16 protein-coding genes and 4 tRNA genes are annotated in these 20,541 nt (G+C 52.5%); 14 read left to right on the top strand and 6 right to left on the bottom strand.

Annotation, left to right across the window (positions count from 1 at the left end):
* The first annotated feature begins 17 nt into the window (after positions 1-17).
* The 13 genes from rfbA (at position 18) to BEB42_RS17845 (ending at position 10,603) form a co-directional block, all read left to right on the top strand.
* Positions 18-899, top strand: coding sequence for a glucose-1-phosphate thymidylyltransferase RfbA (rfbA, locus tag BEB42_RS17905; RefSeq protein ID WP_000676063.1), 882 nt, complete (start codon positions 18-20; stop codon positions 897-899).
* Entirely contained in the window at positions 877-1,551 is a 675-nt protein-coding gene (gene rffC, locus BEB42_RS17900; protein ID WP_001145140.1) for a dTDP-4-amino-4,6-dideoxy-D-galactose acyltransferase, read from the top strand. The genes rfbA and rffC overlap by 23 nt, the downstream gene beginning before the upstream one ends.
* Positions 1,552-1,555: 4 nt before the next feature.
* Complete coding sequence (rffA, locus tag BEB42_RS17895; protein ID WP_000612045.1) at positions 1,556-2,686, top strand: dTDP-4-amino-4,6-dideoxygalactose transaminase; 1,131 nt, start codon at positions 1,556-1,558, stop codon at positions 2,684-2,686.
* 1 nt (position 2,687) lies between these two features.
* The gene (gene wzxE, locus BEB42_RS17890; RefSeq protein WP_000050270.1) at positions 2,688-3,938 is read left to right on the top strand and encodes a lipid III flippase WzxE; all 1,251 of its coding nucleotides are present in this window, start codon (positions 2,688-2,690) and stop codon (positions 3,936-3,938) included.
* Positions 3,935-5,014: a TDP-N-acetylfucosamine:lipid II N-acetylfucosaminyltransferase gene (rffT, locus tag BEB42_RS17885; protein ID WP_000217210.1), complete on the top strand. Its 1,080-nt coding sequence runs from the start codon at positions 3,935-3,937 to the stop codon at positions 5,012-5,014. The genes wzxE and rffT overlap by 4 nt, the downstream gene beginning before the upstream one ends.
* On the top strand, positions 5,011-6,363 hold the full coding sequence (gene wzyE / locus BEB42_RS17880) for an ECA oligosaccharide polymerase (RefSeq protein ID WP_000055118.1): 1,353 nt from the start codon (positions 5,011-5,013) through the stop codon (positions 6,361-6,363). The genes rffT and wzyE overlap by 4 nt, the downstream gene beginning before the upstream one ends.
* 2 nt (positions 6,364-6,365) lie before the next feature.
* Positions 6,366-7,106, top strand: a complete 741-nt coding sequence (wecG, locus tag BEB42_RS17875; protein ID WP_001064049.1) for a lipopolysaccharide N-acetylmannosaminouronosyltransferase — start codon at positions 6,366-6,368, stop codon at positions 7,104-7,106.
* 190 nt (positions 7,107-7,296) lie between these two features.
* Positions 7,297-8,682 (top strand): bifunctional threonine/serine APC transporter ThrP, encoded by a 1,386-nt coding sequence (thrP, locus tag BEB42_RS17870; RefSeq protein ID WP_000774737.1) that lies wholly within the window; start codon positions 7,297-7,299, stop codon positions 8,680-8,682.
* Between the two features lie 102 nt (positions 8,683-8,784).
* Positions 8,785-8,861: transfer RNA gene (locus BEB42_RS17865), tRNA-Arg, on the top strand.
* A gap of 58 nt (positions 8,862-8,919) precedes the next feature.
* A tRNA-His gene (locus BEB42_RS17860) sits at positions 8,920-8,995 on the top strand.
* Positions 8,996-9,015: 20 nt separating this feature from the next.
* Positions 9,016-9,102: transfer RNA gene (locus BEB42_RS17855), tRNA-Leu, on the top strand.
* A gap of 42 nt (positions 9,103-9,144) precedes the next feature.
* A tRNA-Pro gene (locus BEB42_RS17850) sits at positions 9,145-9,221 on the top strand.
* A 146-nt stretch (positions 9,222-9,367) separates the two neighbouring features.
* Positions 9,368-10,603, top strand: coding sequence for an anaerobic sulfatase maturase (locus tag BEB42_RS17845; protein ID WP_000941505.1), 1,236 nt, complete (start codon positions 9,368-9,370; stop codon positions 10,601-10,603).
* Between the two features lie 174 nt (positions 10,604-10,777).
* Here the strand turns inward: BEB42_RS17845 and aslA are convergent, their stop codons facing one another.
* From aslA to hemC, 5 genes are all read right to left on the bottom strand, one after another.
* Positions 10,778-12,433, bottom strand: a complete 1,656-nt coding sequence (aslA, locus tag BEB42_RS17840; RefSeq protein ID WP_000395858.1) for an arylsulfatase AslA — start codon at positions 12,431-12,433, stop codon at positions 10,778-10,780.
* 678 nt (positions 12,434-13,111) lie between these two features.
* On the bottom strand, positions 13,112-14,308 hold the full coding sequence (gene hemY / locus BEB42_RS17835) for a protoheme IX biogenesis protein HemY (protein WP_000921814.1): 1,197 nt from the start codon (positions 14,306-14,308) through the stop codon (positions 13,112-13,114).
* Positions 14,309-14,310: 2 nt separating this feature from the next.
* Positions 14,311-15,534, bottom strand: coding sequence for a uroporphyrinogen-III C-methyltransferase (gene hemX / locus BEB42_RS17830; RefSeq protein ID WP_105267486.1), 1,224 nt, complete (start codon positions 15,532-15,534; stop codon positions 14,311-14,313).
* 21 nt (positions 15,535-15,555) lie between these two features.
* Entirely contained in the window at positions 15,556-16,296 is a 741-nt protein-coding gene (gene hemD, locus BEB42_RS17825; protein ID WP_000026079.1) for a uroporphyrinogen-III synthase, read from the bottom strand.
* A complete protein-coding gene (gene hemC / locus BEB42_RS17820; RefSeq protein ID WP_001303155.1) occupies positions 16,293-17,234 on the bottom strand; it encodes a hydroxymethylbilane synthase in 942 nt (313 codons plus the stop codon). The genes hemD and hemC overlap by 4 nt, the downstream gene beginning before the upstream one ends.
* 386 nt (positions 17,235-17,620) lie before the next feature.
* Between hemC and cyaA the strand changes: the two genes are divergently transcribed.
* Positions 17,621-20,167 (top strand): class I adenylate cyclase, encoded by a 2,547-nt coding sequence (cyaA, locus tag BEB42_RS17810; RefSeq protein WP_105267485.1) that lies wholly within the window; start codon positions 17,621-17,623, stop codon positions 20,165-20,167.
* A gap of 39 nt (positions 20,168-20,206) precedes the next feature.
* Here the strand turns inward: cyaA and cyaY are convergent, their stop codons facing one another.
* Positions 20,207-20,527: an iron donor protein CyaY gene (cyaY, locus tag BEB42_RS17805; protein ID WP_000999947.1), complete on the bottom strand. Its 321-nt coding sequence runs from the start codon at positions 20,525-20,527 to the stop codon at positions 20,207-20,209.
* Positions 20,528-20,541: the final 14 nt, after the last annotated feature.

Raw genomic sequence — 20,541 nt, 5'->3', positions numbered from 1 at the left:
TCTCAGCGGAGGCAAACATGAAAGGTATTATCCTGGCGGGCGGTTCCGGCACCCGATTGCATCCGATTACGCGCGGCGTATCGAAGCAACTATTGCCGATTTACGATAAGCCAATGATTTACTATCCGCTGTCGGTGCTGATGCTGGCCGGTATCCGCGAAATTCTCATCATCACCACGCCGGAAGATAAAGGTTATTTCCAGCGCCTGCTGGGTGATGGTAGTGAGTTCGGTATCCAGCTGGAATATGCCGAACAGCCCAGCCCGGACGGTCTTGCGCAGGCATTTATCATCGGTGAAACCTTCCTTAATGGTGAGCCATCTTGTCTGGTGCTGGGCGATAACATCTTCTTCGGTCAGGGCTTCAGTCCGAAGCTGCGTCATGTTGCGGCGCGCACGCAAGGGGCGACGGTATTTGGCTATCAGGTAATGGATCCAGAACGCTTTGGCGTCGTGGAGTTTGACGACAATTTCCGCGCTATCTCTCTGGAAGAAAAGCCAAAACAGCCAAAATCAAACTGGGCGGTGACCGGGCTTTATTTCTACGACAGTAAAGTTGTGGAGTACGCAAAGCAGGTGAAGCCGTCGGAGCGTGGTGAACTGGAGATTACCTCCATCAACCAGATGTACCTTGAGGCAGGCAACCTGACCGTTGAACTGCTCGGGCGCGGATTTGCCTGGCTGGACACCGGCACACACGACAGCCTGATTGAAGCCAGTACCTTTGTACAGACGGTGGAAAAACGCCAGGGCTTTAAGATTGCCTGCCTGGAAGAGATTGCCTGGCGTAACGGCTGGCTCGATGACGAAGGTGTGAAGCGTGCTGCCAGTTCATTAGCGAAAACTGGCTACGGCCAATATCTGCTGGAGTTACTCCGTGCCCGTCCGCGCCAGTATTGAACCACTAGCCTGGGAAAATGCCTTCTTTGGCGTTAACAGCGCTATCGTGCATCTCACTCCTGATGCGCCACTCCTGACGCCAGACGCTTTAGCGCCGTGGTCACGAGTACAGGCCAAAATTACTGCATCAAATACTGTTGAGCTGGATGCCTTGCAACAGCTGGGATTCTGCCTGGTTGAAGGTGAAGTTGATTTGGCGCTACCCGTGAACAATGTCAGTGATAGCGGCGCTGAAGTGGCACAAGAGACAGATATTCCCGCATTACGTCAGTTAGCCAGCGCCGCATTTGCGCAAAGCCGTTTTCGTGCGCCATGGTATGCGCCTGACGCCAGCGGTCGCTTTTATGCGCAGTGGATTGAAAATGCCGTGCGCGGCACCTTTGATCATCAATGTCTGATTTTACGTGCGGCGTCCGGCGATATTCGCGGCTATGTCTCTTTACGGGAACTCAATGCGACAGATACACGAATTGGCCTGCTGGCTGGACGCGGTGCAGGTGCTGAGCTGATGCAAACGGCGCTAAACTGGGCGTATGCTCGCGGTAAAACAACTTTGCGGGTGGCGACCCAGATGGGCAACACCGCCGCGCTTAAACGATACATACAAAGTGGTGCGAATGTAGAAAGCACCGCGTACTGGTTATACAGGTGATCACATGATTCCATTTAACGCACCGCCGGTGGTGGGAACCGAACTCGACTATATGCAGTCGGCAATGGGTAGCGGCAAACTGTGTGGCGATGGCGGTTTTACCCGTCGCTGCCAGCAGTGGCTGGAGCAACGTTTTGGCAGCGCCAAAGTGTTACTGACGCCGTCCTGCACCGCTTCTCTGGAGATGGCGGCGCTGCTGCTCGATATCCAGCCTGGCGATGAAGTGATCATGCCGAGCTACACCTTTGTCTCCACCGCCAATGCCTTTGTGCTGCGTGGCGCGAAAATCGTCTTTGTGGATGTTCGCCCGGACACCATGAACATCGACGAAACGCTGATTGAAGCGGCGATCACTGACAAAACGCGCGTTATCGTGCCGGTGCATTACGCAGGCGTGGCCTGTGAAATGGACACCATTATGGCGTTGGCGAAAAAGCATAATCTGTTTGTGGTGGAAGATGCCGCTCAGGGCGTGATGTCCACTTATAAAGGGCGTGCGCTGGGAACCATTGGTCATATTGGCTGCTTTAGCTTCCATGAAACCAAAAACTACACGGCGGGCGGTGAAGGCGGCGCGACGCTGATTAACGATAAAGCGTTAATCGAACGAGCCGAGATCATCCGTGAAAAAGGCACAAACCGCAGCCAGTTCTTCCGTGGTCAGGTCGATAAATATACCTGGCGCGATATTGGCTCCAGCTATTTGATGTCCGATCTGCAAGCTGCGTACCTGTGGGCGCAACTGGAAGCTGCGGATCGTATCAACCAGCAACGTCTGGCGCTGTGGCAAAACTACTACGATGCGTTAGCGCCTCTGGCGAAAGCCGGGCGTATCGAGCTACCATCGATTCCGGATGGCTGCGTGCAGAACGCGCATATGTTCTACATTAAACTGCGGGATATTGATGACCGGAGCGCGTTGATTAACTTTCTGAAAGAAGCGGAAATCATGGCGGTGTTCCATTACATTCCGCTGCACGGTTGCCCTGCGGGGGAACGCTTTGGTGAGTTCCACGGTGAAGAACGCTACACCACCAAAGAGAGCGAGCGCCTGCTGCGCCTGCCGTTGTTCTACAACCTGTCGCCCGTCAATCAGCGCACGGTAATTGCGACCTTGTTGAACTACTTCTCCTGATATGTCGTTGGCAAAAGCGTCCTTGTGGACGGCGGCCAGTACACTGGTCAAGATTGGTGCCGGGTTACTGGTCGGTAAGTTGCTGGCGGTGTCATTTGGTCCGGCGGGGCTTGGGCTGGCGGCAAATTTCCGCCAGTTAATTACCGTGCTCGGCGTGCTTGCTGGGGCAGGCATCTTTAACGGCGTAACCAAATACGTTGCCCAGTACCATGATAATCCGCAGCAGCTGCGCCGCGTGGTCGGTACTTCATCAGCGATGGTGCTTGGCTTCTCTACGCTGATGGCGCTGGTTTTTGTGCTGGCGGCAGCGCCAATTAGCCAGGGATTGTTTGGTAATACCGACTATCAGGGGCTGGTGCGTTTAGTGGCGTTGGTGCAAATGGGGATCGCCTGGGGCAACCTGTTACTGGCGTTGATGAAAGGCTTTCGCGATGCCGCTGGTAATGCGTTATCGCTGATTGTCGGTAGCTTGATTGGCGTTCTCGCGTACTACGTCAGTTACCGTTTGGGTGGTTATGAAGGGGCGTTGCTGGGGCTGGCGTTGATTCCCGCGTTGGTGGTGATTCCTGCCGTCATCATGTTGATCAAACGTGGTGCCATCCCGTTAAGCTATCTGAAACCCTGCTGGGATAACGGCCTGGCAGGGCAGTTGAGCAAATTTACGCTCATGGCGTTGATTACGTCGGTGACCTTGCCCGTTGCGTACATCATGATGCGTAAACTGTTGGCGGCGCAGTATAGCTGGGATGAAGTGGGGATCTGGCAAGGGGTGAGCAGTATTTCCGATGCCTACCTGCAATTTATTACGGCATCGTTCAGCGTATATTTGCTGCCCACGTTGTCGCGGCTAACGGAAAAGCGCGATATCACCCGGGAAGTGGTTAAATCGCTGAAATTCGTCTTACCGGCAGTGGCGGCGGCGAGTTTTACCGTCTGGTTGCTGCGTGATTTTGCTATCTGGCTGCTGTTGTCGAATAAATTTACCGCTATGCGCGATCTCTTTGCCTGGCAGTTAGTGGGTGATGTGTTAAAAGTGGGCGCTTATGTCTTTGGTTATCTGGTGATCGCCAAAGCGTCACTGCGGTTTTATATTCTGGCGGAAGTCAGCCAGTTCACTTTATTGATGGTATTTGCCCACTGGCTAATCCCTGCGCATGGTGCACTGGGCGCGGCGCAGGCCTATATGGCAACCTATATCGTCTATTTTTCTCTTTGTTGTGGCGTGTTTTTACTCTGGCGTAGGCGGGCATGACTGTACTGATTCACGTACTGGGATCGGATATCCCTCACCATAACCAAACCGTTTTGCGGTTTTTCAACGACGTGCTGGCCGCGACGAGCGAGCATGCGCGCGAGTTTATGGTTGTTGGCAAGGACGATGGCTTAAGTGATAGCTGTCCGGCGCTTTCTGTGCAATTTTTCCCTGGGAAAAAATCGCTGGCGGAAGCGGTCATCGCGAAAGCAAAAGCTAACCGTCAGCAGCGATTTTTTTTCCACGGTCAGTTCAATCCCAAACTGTGGCTGGCTCTGCTGAGTGGTGGCATTAAGCCCAGCCAGTTTTTCTGGCATATCTGGGGGGCAGACCTGTATGAGCTTTCCAGTGGCTTGAGATATAAGCTTTTTTACCCGTTGCGTCGCCTGGCGCAAAAGCGAGTCGGCTGTGTATTTGCCACCCGCGGTGATTTGAGTTTTTTTGCCAAAACGCATCCAAAGGTGCGGGGCGAACTGCTGTACTTCCCGACGCGGATGGACCCTTCTCTCAATACGATGGCGAACGATCGCCAACGTGAAGGGAAAATGACCATTCTGGTGGGGAACTCCGGTGACCGCAGCAATGAGCATGTCGCCGCCTTACGCGCCGTTCATCAGCAATTTGGCGATACGGTAAAAGTCGTGGTGCCGATGGGATATCCACCCAATAACGATGCATATATCAATGAAGTTCGCCTGGCGGGGCTGGCGTTATTCAGCGAAGAAAATCTGCAAGTTCTGAGCGAAAAACTGGAATTTGATGCCTATCTGGCGCTACTTCGTCAGTGCGATCTCGGTTACTTTATTTTTGCCCGCCAGCAGGGCATTGGTACGCTGTGCTTACTGATTCAGGCGGGTATTCCTTGTGTGCTTAACCGGGAAAATCCGTTCTGGCAGGATATGACGGAACAGCATTTGCCGGTGCTGTTTACTACCGACGATCTCAACGAGGATATTGTGCGTGAAGCGCAGCGCCAGCTGGCGTCGGTGGATAAAAACACCATTGCCTTCTTTAGCCCGAACTATCTGCAAGGCTGGCAGCGGGCGTTGGCGATTGCCGCCGGGGAGGTCGCATGAGTCTGCTGCAATTCAGTGGCTTGTTTGTTGTCTGGCTGCTCTGCACGCTGTTTATCGCCACGCTGACCTGGTTTGAGTTTCGCCGTGTGCGCTTTAACTTCAATGTCTTCTTTTCATTGCTGTTTTTGCTCACCTTTTTCTTCGGCTTTCCGCTGACCAGCGTGCTGGTATTTCGCTTTGATGTTGGTGTCGCGCCGCCAGAAATCTTGTTACAGGCGTTGCTTTCTGCGGGCTGCTTCTATGCGGTTTACTACGTCACTTACAAAACCCGCCTACGCAAACGCACTACCGATGTACCGCGCCGCCCATTGTTTACCATGAACCGCGTGGAGACCAATCTCACATGGGTGATTCTGATGGGCATTGCACTGGTGAGCGTCGGCATCTTCTTCATGCACAACGGATTTTTGCTGTTCCGGCTTAACTCCTACAGTCAGATCTTCTCCAGTGAAGTCTCCGGCGTGGCGTTAAAGCGCTTCTTTTACTTTTTCATCCCAGCAATGCTGGTGGTCTACTTTCTGCGCCAGGACAGCAAAGCGTGGCTGTTTTTCCTCGTCAGCACGGTCGCCTTTGGCTTGCTGACTTATATGATTGTCGGCGGCACTCGCGCCAATATCATCATCGCATTCGCTATCTTCCTGTTTATTGGCATTATTCGCGGCTGGATTTCGTTGTGGATGCTGGCGGCGGCGGGCGTGCTGGGGATTGTGGGCATGTTCTGGCTGGCGCTAAAACGCTATGGAATGAATGTGAGCGGCGATGAAGCGTTCTATACGTTTCTCTATCTCACCCGCGATACCTTTTCACCGTGGGAGAATCTGGCATTGCTGTTGCAGAACTACGACAACATCGACTTCCAGGGCCTGGCTCCCATTGTCCGCGATTTCTATGTCTTTATCCCTTCCTGGCTGTGGCCGGGTCGCCCGAGTATGGTACTGAACTCCGCCAACTACTTTACCTGGGAAGTGCTGAATAACCACTCCGGGCTGGCGATCTCGCCTACGCTTATAGGCTCACTGGTTGTTATGGGCGGCGCGTTGTTCATCCCGCTCGGGGCGATTGTGGTTGGACTGATCATCAAATGGTTCGACTGGCTGTATGAACTGGGCAATCGCGAAACTAATCGCTATAAGGCTGCGATATTGCACAGTTTCTGCTTCGGGGCGATCTTCAATATGATCGTGCTGGCGCGTGAAGGGCTGGATTCGTTTGTCTCACGCGTTGTCTTTTTTATCGTGGTCTTCGGCGCATGTCTGATGATCGCAAAACTGTTGTACTGGCTTTTTGAAAGCGCCGGACTCATTCATAAACGTACAAAATCATCGCTCCGGACGCAGGTTGAAGGATAACAATGAATAACAACACCACAGCACCGACCTATACGCTGCGTGGCTTACAGTTGATTGGTTGGCGTGATATGCAGCACGCCCTCGATTATCTGTTTGCTGACGGGCAGCTTAAGCAGGGAACGCTGGTTGCCATTAATGCCGAAAAAATGCTGACCATTGAAGATAACGCCGAGGTCAGGGAGTTAATTAACGCTGCCGAATTTAAATATGCTGATGGCATCAGCGTTGTACGTTCAGTACGTAAAAAGTACCCGCAGGCGCAGGTTTCCCGCGTTGCCGGGGCCGATCTCTGGGAAGAGCTGATGGCGCGTTCAGGTAAAGAAGGGACGCCGGTATTTCTTGTGGGCGGTAAACCTGAAGTGCTGGCACAGACGGAAGCTAAACTGCGCAACCAGTGGAATGTGAATATCGTTGGCAGTCAGGATGGTTATTTTAAACCCGAGCAGCGTCAGGCGCTGTTTGAACGCATTCATGCCAGCGGAGCGCAAATCGTCACCGTTGCGATGGGATCGCCAAAGCAGGAGATCTTCATGCGCGACTGCCGTCTGGTGCATCCGGATGCGCTGTATATGGGCGTTGGCGGGACTTACGATGTTTTCACCGGTCACGTGAAACGCGCACCGAAAATCTGGCAAACGCTGGGGCTGGAGTGGCTCTACCGCCTGCTTTCGCAGCCGAGCCGCATTAAGCGTCAGCTTCGTTTGCTGCGTTATTTACGCTGGCATTACACCGGCAACCTCTGATTTTCCTCTCTCTGTAAAGCGACGGAGTGGTCACTTCGTCGCCTGCCTGTCTTTTTATTACACAAAGCATTCAAATTTTTAATGCTTTATTTGCCATTTCTCCTGAATTACGAAAACATTCGCAACACTCGATGTACCCATAACGATAACCGGTAACACCGGAAAGCATGCAAACACAACACGAGGATTTATGGCAGATAACAAACCAGAGCTACAGCGTGGGCTGGAAGCTCGACATATCGAACTCATCGCCCTGGGGGGCACCATTGGCGTCGGCCTGTTTATGGGGGCCGCCAGTACCCTGAAATGGGCCGGGCCATCCGTATTGTTGGCCTATATCATCGCCGGGCTGTTCGTCTTTTTCATCATGCGTTCAATGGGCGAAATGTTGTTCCTCGAACCGGTTACCGGTTCGTTCGCCGTTTATGCGCATCGTTATATGAGCCCGTTCTTTGGCTATCTCACCGCCTGGTCTTATTGGTTTATGTGGATGGCGGTGGGGATCTCAGAAATCACCGCCATTGGCGTTTATGTCCAGTTCTGGTTCCCGGAGATGGCGCAATGGATACCGGCATTGATCGCGGTGGCGCTGGTGGCACTGGCGAATCTGGCGGCGGTGCGGTTGTACGGTGAAATCGAATTCTGGTTCGCGATGATCAAAGTCACCACGATTATCGTGATGATTGTCATTGGCCTGGGCGTGATTTTCTTTGGCTTTGGCAATGGCGGGCAGTCGATTGGTTTTAGCAATCTCACAGAGCATGGCGGTTTCTTTGCGGGTGGCTGGAAAGGGTTCCTGACCGCATTGTGTATCGTGGTGGCGTCTTACCAGGGCGTGGAGCTGATTGGCATTACGGCCGGTGAAGCGAAGAATCCGCAGGTGACACTGCGCAGTGCCGTTGGCAAAGTGCTGTGGCGAATCCTGATTTTCTACGTAGGTGCGATTTTCGTTATTGTCACCATCTTCCCGTGGAATGAAATTGGCAGCAACGGCAGCCCGTTCGTACTGACTTTCGCCAAAATCGGCATTACCGCAGCGGCGGGTATTATCAACTTTGTGGTGCTGACGGCTGCGCTCTCTGGCTGTAACAGCGGCATGTACAGTTGCGGACGTATGCTCTATGCGCTGGCGAAAAACCGTCAGTTACCGGCGGCGATGGCGAAAGTTTCCCGTCAAGGTGTTCCGGTTGCAGGCGTGGCGGTATCAATTGCTATTCTGTTAATTGGCTCATGCCTGAACTACATCATTCCCAATCCACAGCGTGTGTTTGTCTATGTCTACAGTGCCAGCGTGCTTCCGGGGATGGTGCCATGGTTTGTGATTTTGATTAGCCAGTTGCGTTTTCGTCGAGCGCACAAAGCGGCGATTGCCAGCCATCCGTTCCGCTCAATCCTGTTCCCGTGGGCCAACTACGTAACAATGGCATTCCTGATTTGCGTTTTGATCGGCATGTACTTTAATGAAGATACGCGTATGTCGCTGTTTGTCGGCATCATCTTTATGCTGGCGGTGACGGCAATTTATAAAGTTTTTGGGCTTAATCGCCACGGTAAAGCGCATAAACTGGAGGAATAAGCAGCAAAACGCACAAACCGTAACCAAACGCGCAATTTATTTAAAAAGGGACTAGACAGAGGGGTGGGAAGTCCGTATTATCCACCCCCGCAACGGCGCTAAGCGCCCGTAGCTCAGCTGGATAGAGCGCTGCCCTCCGGAGGCAGAGGTCTCAGGTTCGAATCCTGTCGGGCGCGCCATTTAGTCCCGGCGCTTGAGCTGCGGTGGTAGTAATACCGCGTAACAAGATTTGTAGTGGTGGCTATAGCTCAGTTGGTAGAGCCCTGGATTGTGATTCCAGTTGTCGTGGGTTCGAATCCCATTAGCCACCCCATTATTAGAAGTTGTGACAATGCGAAGGTGGCGGAATTGGTAGACGCGCTAGCTTCAGGTGTTAGTGTCCTTACGGACGTGGGGGTTCAAGTCCCCCCCCTCGCACCACGACTTTAAAGAATTGAACTAAAAATTCAAAAAGCAGTATTTCGGCGAGTAGCGCAGCTTGGTAGCGCAACTGGTTTGGGACCAGTGGGTCGGAGGTTCGAATCCTCTCTCGCCGACCAATTTTGAACCCCGCTTCGGCGGGGTTTTTTGTTTTCTGTGCATTTCATCACTCTCCCTTCGCAATAAACGCCCGTAATCACTCATTGCTACACGGTATGATTTCGCCCTTAACGTATTGAAGGATGACTTCAGGCAAGGAGCGACCATGCTGCAACAGGTTCCAACGCGTGCTTTTCATGTGATGGCGAAACCAAGCGGTTCCGATTGTAATCTGAACTGTGACTACTGTTTTTATCTCGAAAAACAATCCCTTTACCGCGAAAAGCCAGTTGCGCATATGGACGATGACACGCTGGAAGCGTATGTCCGTCACTATATCGCTGCCAGCGAACCCCAAAACGAAGTGGCTTTTACCTGGCAGGGCGGCGAACCAACGTTACTCGGGCTGGATTTTTACCGCCGTGCCGTGGCGCTACAGGCGAAATATGGTGCTGGTAGGAAGGTAAGTAACAGCTTTCAGACTAACGGTGTGCTGCTCGATGATGAATGGTGTTCATTTCTGGCAGAAAATCATTTTCTGGTTGGGTTATCGCTGGACGGTCCGGCTGAGATCCACAATCAATATCGCGTGACCAAAGGTGGCAGACCCACGCATAAGCTGGTGATGCGTGCCCTGACGCTCCTGCAAAAACATCATGTCGACTATAACGTGCTGGTCTGTGTCAACCGCACCAGCGCGCAGCAACCGTTACAGGTTTATGATTTTTTGTGCAATGCAGGCGTGGAGTTCATCCAGTTTATTCCGGTGGTGGAGCGCCTGGCTGATGAAACAGCTGCCCGCAATGGACTGAAATTACATGCGCCTGGTGATATTCAGGGGGAACTGACAGAATGGTCGGTGCGCCCCGATGAGTTCGGTGAGTTTCTGGTGGCAATTTTTGACCACTGGATCAAACGTGACGTCGGCAAGATTTTCGTGATGAATACCGAATGGGCGTTTGCCAATTTTGTCGGTGCGCCGGGTGCGGTTTGCCATCATCAGCCGACCTGTGGACGCTCGGTGATTGTCGAACACAACGGCGACGTTTACGCCTGCGATCACTATGTTTATCCGCAATATCGACTGGGGAATATGCTTCAGCAAACAATTGCAGAAATGGTAGATTCCCCGCAGCAGCAGGTGTTTGGAGAAAATAAATTTAAGCAGTTACCGGCGCAGTGTCGCAGTTGTAACGTGTTAAAAGCATGTTGGGGAGGCTGCCCGAAACACCGCTTTATGCTCGATGCCAGCGGTAAGCCGGGGCTAAATTACTTGTGTGCCGGGTATCAGCGTTATTTCCGCTATCTACCGCCATATCTTAAAGCAATGGCTGATTTGCTGGCGCACGGTCGTCCGGCCAGCGACATTATGCAGGCGCATTTGATGGTGGTGAATAAGTAAAAAAGCAGCCATTTTGTGACCGCCTGCGGTTGATTGCCGGATGTGATGCTGACGCATCTTATCCGGCCTACAGGACGCTGCAATTTATTGAATTTGCAAGGCTTGTAGGCCGGATAAGGCGTTCACGCCGCATCCGGCAAGGTCAGTGTGGCCCGATGTAGCGATAGCGCCGGCTTAATCAGATTTAATCTGCGCGCGCGGCGGATATTTTTTCAGGATCTCCATATACGCGTGCATTTCGGTCTGTAGCGGTACACCCATTGGGATATGGCGCACGCCGATAGAGTCGCTTTCCTGCGGATCGGTGTACAGGTTAAACACCGACGATCCCGCCGTTTGCATTACAGTGCCGGTGAATCCACCCTGATACCCGCTCTGGGTATACGCGTACGGTTGCTGGATCAGGACGTGATACTTGAACTCATCCATACGCACAGCAGAAAGTTTGCCATTGAGGAAGTAGTGCTCGGCCTTACGGTTAGACTGACCATTTGTTCCCAGGAAGAAAGATGTCTGGTCCACACCATCAATAAAGGTGGTTTTCGGCACTAAATTCGCCACTTTCGCTCCAGGATGTCCTGCCAGATCCAGCGCCGTAGGGAAGAGATCCGCCAGATCGACAATACCGTCAGATTTACGCGGTTGGATCATCCCTTTCCAGTAAACGAAGGTTGGCACACGAACGCCGCCTTCCCATGTAGAACCTTTCGCACCGCGGAACGGCGTGCGACCGTGCGGCGGAACTTCAGCTTCCGGACCGTTATCAGAGGTGAACACAATCAGCGTGTTATCAAGCTGACCGTTTTTCTCCAGTGCTTTATACAGATTGGCGAAGATATCGTTCATCTCCACCATGCAGTCGCCGTAAGAGGTGCGCGCCGGAGAGCTACCCGCATATTTCGCATTTGGGTAGTTATCGAAGTGACAGCCGCGAGTGCCGTAGTAGAGGAAGAAAGGCTTATCGCTCTTCGCCATCTTGTCGAGGAACTTAACGCCATATTCCATCCAGCGTTGATCCAGATCTTCCATATATTTCGGCGTAATGTCGGCAATGGCTTCCTGTTCACCGCCGCGCACGGCATGAACGTCATCTTTGCTGAACGGCAGTTTTTGGATGTATTCAGAACGATCCGGGCTCAGGGCGACTTCCGGGTTGACATGAACATCACGCCATTCGGTATACATATCAGATACCGAGTTAAAGCCGCGGAAATCATCAAAGCCAACGTTCTGCGGCTGCGACTCTTTGTTTTCCCCCATATGCCATTTCCCGATAGCCTGGGTGACGTAGCCCTGATCGTGCAGCAACTGTGGCAGCGTGGTTAACCCTTGCAGACCGCCCGGTTGCCCGTACATTGGCGGCATCAGAATGCCGTGGTGGATGGAGTATTGTCCGGTGAGAATCGTGGCGCGGGTTGGGGAAGAACTCGGTTGAGAATACGCCGAAGTTAAAATCAGCCCCTGGCTGGCAACGGCGTCGATATCTGGTGTAGGGTTACCCACCGCCACGCCGCCGCCGTTAAAGCCAACGTCCATCCAGCCCACATCATCCAGCAAGAAAACAACCACGTTCGGTTTCTTACCGGTTTTTTTCTCAAGTTCCGCCAGTTTCTGCTGGGTTTCTTTGTCTTGTGCAGGATGCTGCATCACCGGCATCATGTTGTCGGCAATAGTGGTCGCCGGTTTAACCAGATACTGGTTTGGGTGATCGTATCCGGCAAAGCCTTTGCGTGCGGTGGCGGTTGACGGGGTATCTGCTGCGCTGGCCATGAGTGGAAGAGCGGCGGCGACAGCCACAACAAGAAGTTTGGGTGAAAACGAAAATTCCATGCAAAATGCTCCGGTTTCATGTCGTCAAAATGTTGACGTAATTAAGCATTGATAATTGAGATCCCTCTCCCTGACAGGATGATTGCATAAATAATAGTGATAAAAATAAATTATTTATTTATCCAGATAATGAATTGGAAAATCAGGAGAGCGTTTTCAATCCTACCTCTGGCGCAGGTGATATGTAAGGCGGTGATGTTATATCGCGTTGATTATTGATGCTGTTTTTAGTTTTAACGGCAATTAATATATATGTTATTAATTGAATGACTTTTATTATTCATTATATATATGTGTAGAATCGTGCGCAGGAGAAATATTCACTCAGGAAGTTATTACTCAGGAAGCAAAGAGGATTACAGAATTATCTCATAACAAGTGTTAAGGGATGTTATTTCCCGGTTCTCTGTGGCATAATAAACGAGTAGATGCTCATTCCATCTCTTATGTTCGCCTTAGTGCCTCATAAACTCCGGAATGACGCAGAGCCGTTTACGGTGCTTATCGTCCACTGACAGATGTCGCTTATGCCTCATCAGACACCATGGACACAACGTTGAGTGAAGCACCCACTTGTTGTCATACAGACCTGTTTTAACGCCTGCTCCGTAATAAGAGCAGGCGTTTTTTTATATATCAGAAAGGCCCCGGAGGTGCTTGCCTCCGGGTGAGAAAGAGCTACTGTGGCGGGTTGTTCTGCAACGTTAACATCAAGCCATCGCGACGCATCGCTGCGGCTTCTTCCGGCTTGTGCAGTCTGTCCAGCGCGTCGGCAAGCCATGCGTAATCGTAGGCGTCCGGACGTTGTTTCAGCGCCGCGCGGAAGGCGAGCGATGCTTCCTGCCATTCGCCGTGCTTCATCAGCGACTGACCCAGTGTGCTCCACAACAACGGGCGATCGCCCACGTTTTTGATCTGTTGGCGCAGCACTTTTTCCAGCTGTTCCGGGTTATTGGTTTTCAGACGCGGGATCGGCAGCAGCAGGCGATCGTCATACTGGCGTTTCAGGCCGTCGATGATAATTTGCTGGGCAGTATCATGATCGTCACATTCAATAAGATGTTCCGCCATTGCCACCTGTAACGCCACCTGATGACGCGTTTTCCGGCTTTGGTTTTTCCACCAGTTACGCAAACCTTCGCTACCGTTATCGGCACGCGCCTGATCCATCAGGCCAATCCATGCCTGTTGTTCCAGCATTGCACGATGCTCTTCATCGCCAACGTGGGCTTTTGCCATTGATGGGATGATATCCAGCAGCGAACTCCATGCACCAGTGCGGATATACGCCTGTTCCGCCAGACGTAATACTTCCGGATGGCGTGGCGTAACTTCCAGCAGCTTATCAACGCCGTGACGTGCTGCATGGTTTTCATTACGGGCCAGTTGCAGACGTACACGGGTGATTTCTACCGGAATTGTGTCGTTGCCGGCCAGCTCCGCTGCGCGTTCCAGATGTTGGTTGGCGCGTGCTTCATCACCGCGTTGTTGCGCGGCTTCGGCAGCCAGCAGATAGTTCACCACCGGTTGTTCAGCGTGATCGGCATTTTTCGCCATCAGCTTTTCAACTTGCTGATAATCGCCTTCCGCTAGTTTCAGCAGCGCCTGTTCGGTCTGCTTACGGGCACGGCGACGCTTACGTCCGACAAACCACCCACGGGTGTGTGCGCCTGTGCGGAAGATCCGCCGCAGTAGCCACTCAATGGCAAACAGCACTACCATCGCCAGAATCAAAATGATCGCCAGGCCCGTGACGCTGGTTTCGATATTGTAGGTATCGGTCTGGATCAGCACGTAACCCTGATGACCGGCAATCATCGGGCCGACCACGATCCCCGCAATCAGCAACACAAAGAGCAATAACACTTTTAGCATGGTTATTCTCCTTGCGGCGCGGCTGCCGGAGTATCAGCTTGCGGTGCAGGTGCAGGTGCAGGTGCAGGTGCAGGTGCAGGTGCAGGTGCAGGTGCAGGTTTAGCTTCCGTTGTCCCTGCTGCCGGTTGTGCCAGCAGGTTACGCACGCGGGTCTGCATCAGTTTTTCCAGCATCGCCTGGCTTTGCAGGGTTTCCGGGAGATCCATCGAGATATTTTGCTGGCTTAACTGGTCCACCTCGTCGAGGAACGCTTTGGTGGTGGCATCATCAGTATCGTAGTAAGCACGTACCCAGGTGGAGACATTCTCCAGCGCCTGGCGGTAAGTCTCTTCCTGATGACGCGGTACGGCTTGTGCCGCGACCAGCAGGCGGGAGCGAATATTTTCGCGCAGATAGATATCCTGATTCGGTGCTAACAGTGGTACGGCGGTGTCATCACGACGGCGAATCGTAATGAAGTTGTCCATAAAGTTCTGCCAGCTTTTTTGTAGATTGATACGCCATTCGCTGAGGGAACTGGAAAGCTCTTCACCGTCGGAATCCATTGGTGAACCATCGCTGTCATTATCGGCCAGACGCAGGTTATCTACCTGATTAGAAAGCTGATTCAGCTTAAGGATGATGCCGTCATAATCCACCTGCGATACCGCAGAAAGGCTGGCGATATCATCGGTAATTGCCCGACGAACGGTAATCAGACTCGGGTCATTCATATCCGCCAGGCTGGCATCTGCACTTTTCAGCAACGCTGCAGCGGTCGTGACGTCCTGATCGCTCCACAGCTTCCTTCCGGCGAGTTTCACCAGGAAATCAGCCTGGGCCAGCAGCCAGGTTTTAGCATCGCTGCCGGAAATAGTCGCGACCTTTTGTTGGACTTCATCCAGCTGTTTTGCCAGCGTTTCTTGCTGACGATTCGCTTGCTCAAGCTGTACAGCTTGTTGCTTGATAATGCCTTCCAGCTCGGCTTTTTGGCTCTCCTGGGCTTTTTGCAGTGCCGTAAGTTGGTTAGCCAGGGCATCGCTGGTGGCAGTCTGATTGACGGCCTGTTGTTTACCCCAGCCATACAAACCGACGCCCGCCGCCAGAGCAATAGCGATAGCCACCGCGCTGAGAATCAATGCGGTGTTGTTCTTGCTCTTTTTTTCTGTTGCGACAGGTTGTGACGTGGTGTCCACGGCCTCCCTGGTCTCTTCAACCACGGCGGAGGTTTTTTCTTGTTCCGTCATTATGGCTTCCTGTTATGAGAGTTATTGTAATGCCCGTAAAAGCGCATCGTTGTCAGCGTTATCGGCGACCTTAATGTCTTGCCAGCCCAGTTCCCGGGCGAGTTTCGCCAAACGCTCACTGACGACCAATAGTCGGCAGCGTAGTAACCAGTGCTCACGATACCATTGTGGGATCAGCGACCAGAGTTGCTGCAACATTTCACCGCTGGTAACAACGACCGTCGTCACCTCGCGGGATTGCCAGCGCATCGCTTCTTCTGCACCATCGTAATGGATTGCGCATCGTTGATAACATTCACAAAAAGTGACCTCAGCACCGCGCGCCGTCAGGGTATCCCCAATTAGCTCACGACCGCCATTGCCACGTAATATCAGCGCACGTTTGCCCGCAATATTTTGTAATTCAGGTAATTGTAGCAAGACTTCGCTGATTTCCCGATCCTGCGGGTAGAGAATCTTCTGTCCGCTTACGGTATGTAGCGCCAGTGCGGTGGTCCGTCCAATGGCAAAATAAGTGGGTAGGTGGGGCCATTTACGCTCTTGCTGATGCAGCTGTGATTGGGCAAAAGCAACCGCGTGTTGCGAGAGGGCAAACAACAGATCGCTCTCTCCCAGCGCTGCCAGTTGATCAGCAAGTTGCGGTAATTGTCGACCCGGAGAAAACTCAATCAGCGGAAAATGCCAGGCCACCTGCCCCAGTGTGCGCAGACGGCTCACTAACTCTTCTCCTGCGGGAGACGGGCGGGTGACCAGGATACTCATGCCGGGGCGTCTCCGTTATAGACTTCAGCAAGGATCTCGCGCGCGCCGTTATTCAGTAGCTCTTCTGCCAGCGAAATCCCCATTTGTTCGGCATCTTGCGGCGCACCGCGGCGTTCACCGCGAATAATCTGCGAACCGTCCGGCGCGCCGACCAACGCACGCAGCCAGATTTCGCCATCAATAAGCTCGGCGTAGCTACCAATTGGCACCTGACATCCGCCTTCGAGACGGGTATTCATGGCGCGTTCTGCGGTAACACGCAGTGCAGTTTCGTGGTGATTCAGCGCGGCAAGCAGCTCGCGAGTGCGAGTATCATCAAGGCGGCATTCAATACCTACCGCACCTTGCCCTACTGCCGGAAGAGAAATCTCGGGTGGCAGTGCGGCGCGAATGCGTGACTCCAGACCTAAACGTTTTAGTCCGGCTACGGCAAGAATGATGGCATCGTATTCGCCGTTATCCAGTTTGCTCAGGCGAGTGCCGACGTTGCCGCGCAGGGAGCGGATAATCAGGTCCGGGCGGCGTTCAGCCAGTTGGCACTGGCGACGTAAACTGGACGTCCCGACGATACTGCCTGCCGGTAACGCATCCAGACTGTCATAGTTATTGGACACAAATGCATCGCGAGGATCTTCACGCTCGCAAATAGTGACCAGCCCCAGACCTTGCGGGAATTCAACCGGCACATCTTTCATTGAATGTACGGCGATATCGGCGCGATTTTCGAGGAGCGCGACTTCCAGCTCTTTAACAAATAAGCCTTTTCCGCCTACTTTCGCCAGCGGCGTATCAAGAATCACATCGCCGCGCGTCACCATCGGTACCAGTTCAACGACCAGGCCCGGATGGCTCGCCATCAACTTGTCTTTGACATAGTGTGCCTGCCAGAGTGCAAGTGGGCTTTGGCGTGTGGCAATTCTTAAAACATTGTCTAACATGCTTGTTACCGTCATTATCATCCGTGGTCCATCCTAACATCCTTGCCAGAGCGATGTCAGTGTTGTGGTGAAACGTAGACGCCTGCGCAAACCGTAAAATGAGGTCTGGCAGTGGATCCTGACAGGCGTTTCACGCCGTCGTAATAAGGAATTTACAGAGAATAAACGGTGCTACACTTGTATGTAGCGCATCTTTCTTTACGGTCAATCAGCAAGGTGTTAAATTGATCACGTTTTAGACCATTTTTTCGTCGTGAAACTAAAAAAACCAGGCGCGAAAAGTGGTAACGGTTACCTTTGACATACGAAATATCCCGAATGCCGCGTGTTACCGTTGATGTTGGCGGAATCACAGTCATGACGGGTAGCAAATCAGGCGATACGTCTTGTACCTCTATATTGAGACTCTGAAACAGAGACTGGATGCCATAAATCAATTGCGTGTGGATCGCGCGCTTGCTGCTATGGGGCCTGCATTCCAACAGGTCTACAGTCTACTGCCGACATTGTTGCACTATCACCATCCGCTAATGCCGGGTTACCTTGATGGTAACGTTCCCAAAGGCATTTGCCTTTACACGCCTGATGAAACTCAACGCCACTACCTGAACGAGCTTGAACTGTATCGTGGAATGTCAGTACAGGATCCGCCGAAAGGTGAGCTTCCAATTACTGGTGTATACACCATGGGCAGCACCTCGTCCGTAGGGCAAAGTTGTTCCTCTGACCTGGATATCTGGGTCTGCCATCAATCCTGGCTCGATAGCGAAGAGCGCCAGTTACTGCAACGTAAATGCAGCCTGCTGGAAAGCTGGGCCGCCTCGCTGGGCGTAGAAGTCAGTTTTTTCCTGATTGATGAAAACCGTTTCCGACATAATGAAAGCGGCAGTCTGGGGGGCGAAGATTGTGGCTCCACCCAGCATATACTGCTGCTTGACGAATTTTATCGTACCGCCGTGCGTCTCGCCGGTAAGCGTATTCTGTGGAATATGGTGCCGTGCGACGAAGAAGAGCATTACGACGACTATGTGATGACGCTTTACGCGCAGGGCGTGCTCACGCCTAATGAATGGCTGGATCTCGGTGGCTTAAGTTCGCTTTCTGCTGAAGAGTACTTTGGTGCCAGCCTTTGGCAGCTCTATAAGAGTATCGATTCTCCCTACAAAGCGGTGCTGAAAACACTGCTGCTGGAAGCCTATTCCTGGGAATACCCAAACCCACGTCTGCTGGCGAAAGATATCAAACAGCGTTTGCACGACGGCGAGATTGTATCGTTTGGTCTCGATCCGTACTGCATGATGCTGGAGCGTGTTACTGAATACCTGACGGCGATTGAAGATTTCACCCGTCTGGATTTAGTGCGTCGCTGCTTCTATTTAAAAGTGTGCGAAAAACTCAGCCGTGAACGCGCCTGTGTAGGCTGGCGTCGTGAAGTGCTAACCCAGTTAGTGAAAGAGTGGGAATGGGACGATGGTCGTCTTGCAATGCTCGATAACCGCGCTAACTGGAAGATTGATCAGGTGCGTGAGGCGCACAACGAGCTGCTCGATGCAATGATGCAGAGCTACCGTAATCTGATCCGCTTTGCGCGTCGCAATAACCTTAGCGTCTCCGCCAGCCCACAGGATATCGGTGTTCTGACGCGTAAACTGTACGCCGCGTTTGAAGCATTGCCAGGTAAAGTGACGCTGGTAAACCCGCAGATTTCGCCCGATCTCTCGGAACCGAATCTGACCTTTATTTATGTGCCGCCGGGCCGGGCTAACCGTTCAGGTTGGTATCTGTATAACCGCGCGCCAAATATTGAGTCGATCATCAGCCATCAGCCGCTGGAATATAACCGTTACCTGAATAAACTGGTGGCGTGGGCATGGTTTAACGGCCTGCTGACCTCGCGCACCCGCTTGTATATTAAAGGCAACGGCATTGTCGATTTGCCTAAGTTGCAGGAGATGGTCGCCGATGTGTCGCACCATTTCCCGCTGCGCCTGCCTGCACCGACGCCAAAAGCGCTCTACAGCCCGTGTGAAATTCGCCATCTGGCGATTATCGTTAACCTGGAATATGACCCGACAGCTGCGTTCCGCAATCAGGTGGTGCATTTTGATTTCCGTAAGTTGGACGTCTTCAGCTTTGGCGAAAACCAAAATTGCCTGGTAGGTAGCGTTGACCTGCTGTACCGCAACTCGTGGAACGAAGTGCGTACGCTGCACTTCAACGGCGAGCAGTCGATGATCGAAGCCCTGAAAACTATTCTCGGCAAAATGCATCAGGACGCCGCACCGCCAGATAGCGTGGAAGTCTTCTGCTACAGCCAGCATCTGCGCGGCTTAATCCGTACTCGCGTGCAGCAACTGGTTTCTGAGTGCATTGAACTGCGTCTGTCCAGCACCCGCCAGGAAACCGGGCGCTTCAAGGCGCTGCGCGTTTCTGGTCAAACCTGGGGGTTGTTCTTCGAACGGCTGAATGTATCGGTACAGAAACTGGAAAATGCCATCGAGTTTTATGGCGCTATTTCGCATAACAAACTGCACGGCCTGTCAGTGCAGGTTGAAACCAATCACGTCAAATTACCGGCGGTGGTGGACGGCTTTGCCAGCGAAGGGATCATCCAGTTCTTCTTCGAAGAAACGCAAGACGAGAATGGCTTTAATATCTACATTCTCGACGAAAGCAACCGGGTTGAGGTGTATCACCACTGCGAAGGCAGCAAAGAGGAGCTGGTGCGTGACGTCAGTCGCTTCTACTCGTCATCGCACGACCGTTTTACCTACGGCTCAAGCTTCATCAACTTCAACCTGCCGCAGTTCTATCAGATTGTGAAGGTTGATGGTCGTGAACAGGTGATTCCGTTCCGCACCAAATCTATCGGCAACATGCCGCCTGCCAATCAGGACAACGATACGCCGCTATTACAGCAGTATTTTTCGTGATGAGTGTGCCGGAAAGCGAGGCTTATCCGGCATGCAATCTTAGCGGAAACTGACTGTTTCACCCGCTTGCTGCGTTGCCGCCTGTTCCAGCAAATCCCAGAAGGTTTCGCCGCTACGGTCGCAAATCCATTCATCGCCTTTCAGATCAAAATGGTAGCCGCCCTGTTTGGTTGCCAGCCACACCTGGTGCAGCGGTTCCTGACGGTTGATAATGATTTTGCTGCCATTTTCAAAGGTAATGGTCAGCACACCGCCGTTGATTTCGCAGTCGATATCGCTGTCGCCATCCCAGTCATCCAGACGCTCTTCAATGGTCAGCCAGAGTTGATCAGCCAGGCGATGAAATTCACTGTCGTTCATTGTTGTTTCCTGTT

Origin of the sequence: Escherichia sp. MOD1-EC5990 (assembly GCF_002965285.1) — a bacterium.
Taxonomy (GTDB): Bacteria; Pseudomonadota; Gammaproteobacteria; order Enterobacterales; family Enterobacteriaceae; genus Escherichia; species Escherichia coli_F.
This window is presented reverse-complemented; position numbering and strand designations above follow the sequence as displayed.

Excerpts from the sequence above, each read along its gene's own strand:
- aslA (WP_000395858.1), bottom strand. The coding sequence starts at position 12,433 with ATGGAATTTTCGTTTTCACCCAAACTTCTTGTTGTGGCTGTCGCCGCC.
- wzyE (WP_000055118.1), top strand. The coding sequence starts at position 5,011 with ATGAGTCTGCTGCAATTCAGTGGCTTGTTTGTTGTCTGGCTGCTCTGC.
- hemD (WP_000026079.1), bottom strand. The coding sequence starts at position 16,296 with ATGAGTATCCTGGTCACCCGCCCGTCTCCCGCAGGAGAAGAGTTAGTG.
- hemX (WP_105267486.1), bottom strand. The coding sequence starts at position 15,534 with ATGACGGAACAAGAAAAAACCTCCGCCGTGGTTGAAGAGACCAGGGAG.
- hemC (WP_001303155.1), bottom strand. The coding sequence starts at position 17,234 with ATGTTAGACAATGTTTTAAGAATTGCCACACGCCAAAGCCCACTTGCA.
- BEB42_RS17845 (WP_000941505.1), top strand. The coding sequence starts at position 9,368 with ATGCTGCAACAGGTTCCAACGCGTGCTTTTCATGTGATGGCGAAACCA.
- cyaY (WP_000999947.1), bottom strand. The coding sequence starts at position 20,527 with ATGAACGACAGTGAATTTCATCGCCTGGCTGATCAACTCTGGCTGACC.
- thrP (WP_000774737.1), top strand. The coding sequence starts at position 7,297 with ATGGCAGATAACAAACCAGAGCTACAGCGTGGGCTGGAAGCTCGACAT.
- wecG (WP_001064049.1), top strand. The coding sequence starts at position 6,366 with ATGAATAACAACACCACAGCACCGACCTATACGCTGCGTGGCTTACAG.
- rffT (WP_000217210.1), top strand. The coding sequence starts at position 3,935 with ATGACTGTACTGATTCACGTACTGGGATCGGATATCCCTCACCATAAC.
- rfbA (WP_000676063.1), top strand. The coding sequence starts at position 18 with ATGAAAGGTATTATCCTGGCGGGCGGTTCCGGCACCCGATTGCATCCG.
- wzxE (WP_000050270.1), top strand. The coding sequence starts at position 2,688 with ATGTCGTTGGCAAAAGCGTCCTTGTGGACGGCGGCCAGTACACTGGTC.
- hemY (WP_000921814.1), bottom strand. The coding sequence starts at position 14,308 with ATGCTAAAAGTGTTATTGCTCTTTGTGTTGCTGATTGCGGGGATCGTG.
- rffA (WP_000612045.1), top strand. The coding sequence starts at position 1,556 with ATGATTCCATTTAACGCACCGCCGGTGGTGGGAACCGAACTCGACTAT.